General features: G+C 59.8%; 3 protein-coding genes. All 3 read right to left on the reverse strand.

Annotated features, from left to right (window positions below; all coding sequences use genetic code 11):
• On the reverse strand, positions 1-1392 hold a 1392-nt coding region (locus tag Q0J60_RS03175; RefSeq protein WP_294438784.1), incomplete at its 3' end, for an ABC transporter ATP-binding protein.
• Positions 1389-2096: an energy-coupling factor transporter transmembrane protein EcfT gene (locus tag Q0J60_RS03180; protein WP_294438785.1), complete on the reverse strand. Its 708-nt coding sequence runs from the start codon at positions 2094-2096 to the stop codon at positions 1389-1391. The genes Q0J60_RS03180 and Q0J60_RS03175, both read right to left, overlap by 4 nt.
• Positions 2093-2716: an MptD family putative ECF transporter S component gene (locus Q0J60_RS03185; RefSeq protein WP_157004964.1), complete on the reverse strand. Its 624-nt coding sequence runs from the start codon at positions 2714-2716 to the stop codon at positions 2093-2095. Before Q0J60_RS03185 ends, Q0J60_RS03180 begins: the two co-directional genes overlap by 4 nt.
• Positions 2717-2898: the final 182 nt, after the last annotated feature.

Genomic DNA, 2898 nt, shown 5'->3' on the forward strand with positions numbered 1-2898 from the left:
TTCGTCATGGGTGATAACGACCACCGCTTTGCCGTCAGAAGCAAGCTTTCTGCACCATTTCGCGACTTCCTGCATGCCGCGTCCGTCCAGCCCGCTCGTAGGCTCATCAAGAACGACGAGCTCCGCATCCGAACAGTACGCCGCAGCCAAAGTCACGCGCTGCTTCTGCCCGCCTGAAAGGCTCGCCGGATGACGATCTGCAAGATCTGCGAGATCGAACGCTTCTAGCGCCTCCCACGCCCTTTTCCTGAGCGACTCGTCCACCTTGCGCCCGAGAACCACCTCGTCGGCAACGCTCGCCGCATAGAGCTGGTAGTCGGCATCCTGCATCACGAAGTAGCTCAAGCGCCGCCTCTCCTTCGGGGAAAGCCGGACCCCCTCCCTCATTACGCAGCCCCTCTGCTCACGTGCCGCGCCCACCAGGACTTTTGCGAGGGTCGTCTTGCCCGTTCCGTTCCCGCCGCACACAACCGTCACCGCTCCAAGAGGAAACTCAGCACTGACCTGCCGTATCCCGCGCTTGGTGGAGGGGTAGACGTAGGTCGCTTCCTCCAAACGCCACGCGGGAACATTGGCCTTCGGCTCATCGCGCTTCTCGATCCTCATGCCCGGATGCCTAAGACCGAACTCCGCAACGTCGTCGTTGGAAAGCGTGGCAAACTCTCTGGCGCTCCATCGGGCGGCAATGCGCCCCGACCTCATGCACACGAACTGGTCGGCGACTGGGAGGAATCGGTGGAGCCGATGCTCCGAGACAACAATCGCAACGCCTTCTTCCTTCAGGCGCGCCAGGATCCCGACGAGCCCTTCCGAACCCGCCCTATCGAGATTTGACGTGGGCTCATCGAGCACGAGGATTCTCGGGCGGCACGCTATAGCGGCGGCAAGCGCCACGCGCTGCTTCTGCCCGCTTGACAGCTCGGTGAGTTTTTCAGTAAGGAGGCCATCCACTCCGCAAAGATTCGCCGCCTCCCGAACCCTCTCAACCGTAGTCGAAGGGTCTATTCCCAGATTCTCGAGGGAGAAAGCTATCTCATCGGCGACGGTCCCCATGAAGAATTGGCTCCTTGGGTCCTGCATGACAACGCCCATGCTTTCGGTACGTTGCCGAGGCGAAATGTCGAGTACGTCCGCCCCTCCCACAAGAACAGCGCCCTTCCGCTCTCCCGGGAAGAAGGTTCCCGCCAGGCCGTCGATCAAGCGTAGAACGGTCGATTTGCCGTCGCCCGACCGGCCGCAGAGAATCGTGCACGTGCCGGCAGGAATATCGAGTTTCACCCCGCGCACGCAACTTTCGTGACTCTCTTCAGGCCGCTCTTGCGCGGCGAGTTCCGCCTCGTCGAGATAGCGGAACGAAACCCCGTCCAAGACAACCGCATGCGACGCACTCATGCAATCACCCCCATTGCGTAGATTGCAGCAGAAGCGGCAGCAACGACGAGAGCGCACACCGCATCGCGCGCGGAGAACCCAACGTGATACACGGACGTTCTGCCTCGGCCTATTTCTATTCCCCGCAGCTCTGCGGAGGCGGCAAGCTCGCTCGAAAGCCTCAACGAACGCATGACGAGCGGCGTGTAAACGCATTCATAGGTCAGCGCAGGATGCCTGATCGCTTCGAGGGCGCGGGGGAATATCCCACGCATCCTGATTCCGCGAACAATCGAGCGGATCTCGAAGGAAAGCACTGAGGCAAACCTGAACACCATGCAGATTCCCACAATCACCCCCTGAGGGAAGCGCCAACGATCAAGCGCGCACATGATCGCCGAGGGCGAAAGCGAGAAGAATGCGCATCCGACCGTGAACGGCGGAACCATGTGCAGGACGCTCACGAAAAGGGCTCCGTACAACCCCGAAAGCGGCAGGAAGCTCAAACCGCACACGACAGCGAAGCTCGCACATGCCTTGATGGCAAGTCTCTGTCTTCCGTTGCCCGCGAGATACACCGCAGATACAACCTGCAGCAGCACGGTTTCGAGGAGCCCGGTAACCAACATGGCCGATATGCCTACGGCAAGGAAAGAAGCGAGATGCGTGCGAGGGTCGAGCCCCAAGACCCCCGTCCGGATGTCCGCCTTCGCTGCGCCGCTCACGCGATTTTCGCTTTGCGGACGTGCTTTTTCAGGAACTTGGAGCCGATCAGCCCTCCGACGAGCGTGCCCGCGGCGAACATCGCCATCATGAGGAGAATCCAGGGAAGTTCGGTGTACTGCGCCACCATGGCTGCGACGTCGGCCGCCTCGTAGTAGGTCCCAAGCTGCTCCATGTAGGCCTCGCGGAAAAGAAGGTAGGGCATGATGCCATAGAAGCCGAACGTCACCCAGTACACGATATAGCCGCCAACGATGCGCTTGATATCGTGATAGGAGCCCTTGCCCCACATGACCAGCTCGCCGACGATGGCGCCCACAACGGCGACAGGCGCGCAGTAAAGCCCTCCCATGAACGTGTAGAGAACGCCGAACACCAGGATCGACGCAGCCAGCACGCCCTGCTTTCCAATACGGTCCGCCATCACGACATAGAACGGAGTCGAGAGCAGGGGGAACAGCCACGATCCCACAAAGAACGTGTTCTGGGGAGCGAGCAGCATATCCTCGATCATCTTTGCCGCCATGGTAACGAACACGATGATGAGGTTGAACACAACGAACGTCAGGATATCGCGCGTGGTCCATCTTCCACTTGCCGGACGAGAGCTTTCTGCTTCCATTGGTAATCCTCCTTGACATGATTGTTAGCCATAAGAAACTTTGGTCTATAATGAACGGAGTGAATTCTTCAGGGTCCGGAATCGGCGCAAGCGCGCCTCGACGCGGAAGAACGGAGCCCGAATTCGGAAGGGAGCAGCTAGGAGCGCACAGATGGATAGTTTGGAAAAAGACCTTTACGGCG

This window comes from uncultured Slackia sp., assembly GCF_944321625.1.
Classification (GTDB): Bacteria; Actinomycetota; Coriobacteriia; order Coriobacteriales; family Eggerthellaceae; genus Slackia.

Bases quoted from the DNA above. Each gene is read 5' to 3' on its own strand.
- Q0J60_RS03185 (WP_157004964.1), bottom strand. From the start codon at position 2,716: ATGGAAGCAGAAAGCTCTCGTCCGGCAAGTGGAAGATGGACCACGCGC.